General features: G+C 56.0%; 1 rRNA gene. It reads right to left on the bottom strand.

The annotated features are described in order from the left end of the window. Positions 1–115: 115 nt before the first annotated feature. Positions 116–1,642, bottom strand: a 16S ribosomal RNA gene (locus DZG09_RS16430). Between the last annotated feature and the right edge of the window lie 6 nt (positions 1,643–1,648).

The following is a 1,648-nucleotide window of genomic DNA, read 5'->3' as shown; positions in this document are numbered from 1 at the left end:
CGGCATCACCCATCAACGATGGCATGTCAAATGTTCCACCCATGAGCTGCCGGCAGGACACATTCGGTCCCACACGACGCCTGGACACCCCAAAAGGATGCCAGATGCTCCTTAGAAAGGAGGTGATCCAGCCGCACCTTCCGGTACGGCTACCTTGTTACGACTTAGTCCTAATTACCGATCCCACCTTCGACGGCTCCCTCCACAAGGGTTAGGCCACCGGCTTCAGGTGTTACCGACTTTCATGACTTGACGGGCGGTGTGTACAAGACCCGGGAACGTATTCACCGCAGCGTTGCTGATCTGCGATTACTAGCGACTCCGACTTCACGTAGTCGAGTTGCAGACTACGATCCGAACTGGGACCGGCTTTTTGGGATTCGCTCCACCTCACGGTATCGCTGCCCATTGTACCGGCCATTGTAGCATGCGTGAAGCCCAAGACATAAGGGGCATGATGATTTGACGTCATCCCCACCTTCCTCCGAGTTGACCCCGGCAGTATCCCCTGAGTTCCCACCATTACGTGCTGGCAACAGAGAACGAGGGTTGCGCTCGTTGCGGGACTTAACCCAACATCTCACGACACGAGCTGACGACAACCATGCACCACCTGTATACGAGTGTCCAAAGAGTCCTACATTTCTGCAGTGTTCTCGAATATGTCAAGCCTTGGTAAGGTTCTTCGCGTTGCATCGAATTAATCCGCATGCTCCGCCGCTTGTGCGGGTCCCCGTCAATTCCTTTGAGTTTTAGCCTTGCGGCCGTACTCCCCAGGCGGGGAACTTAATGCGTTAGCTGCGTCACAGAGACCGTGGAAAGGCCCCCACAACTAGTTCCCAACGTTTACGGGGTGGACTACCAGGGTATCTAAGCCTGTTTGCTCCCCACCCTTTCGCTCCTCAGCGTCAGTAACGGCCCAGAGATCTGCCTTCGCCATCGGTGTTCCTCCTGATATCTGCGCATTCCACCGCTACACCAGGAATTCCAATCTCCCCTACCGCACTCTAGTCTGCCCGTACCCACTGCAGGCTGGAGGTTGAGCCTCCAGATTTCACAGCAGACGCGACAAACCGCCTACGAGCTCTTTACGCCCAATAATTCCGGATAACGCTTGCGCCCTACGTATTACCGCGGCTGCTGGCACGTAGTTAGCCGGCGCTTTTTCTGCAAGTACCGTCACCCGAAGGCTTCTTCCCTGCTAAAAGAGGTTTACAACCCGAAGGCCGTCATCCCTCACGCGGCGTTGCTGCATCAGGCTTGCGCCCATTGTGCAATATTCCCCACTGCTGCCTCCCGTAGGAGTCTGGGCCGTGTCTCAGTCCCAGTGTGGCCGGTCACCCTCTCAGGCCGGCTACCCGTCGACGCCTTGGTGAGCCATTACCTCACCAACAAGCTGATAGGCCGCGAGCCCATCCCCAACCGATAAATCTTTCCCACTGCAAACCATGCGGCTACAGTGCATATCCAGTATTAGACGCCGTTTCCAGCGCTTATCCCAGAGTCAGGGGCAGGTTGCTCACGTGTTACTCACCCGTTCGCCACTAATCCACCCCAGCAAGCTGGAGCTTCATCGTTCGACTTGCATGTGTTAAGCACGCCGCCAGCGTTCATCCTGAGCCAGGATCAAACTCTCCGTAAAAAACAG

The organism is Microbacterium halotolerans, assembly GCF_003569805.1.
In the GTDB taxonomy this organism is placed as follows: Bacteria; Actinomycetota; Actinomycetes; order Actinomycetales; family Microbacteriaceae; genus Microbacterium; species Microbacterium halotolerans.
Note: the sequence above shows the minus strand (reverse complement) of the source record. Positions and strands in the feature narration are given on the sequence as shown.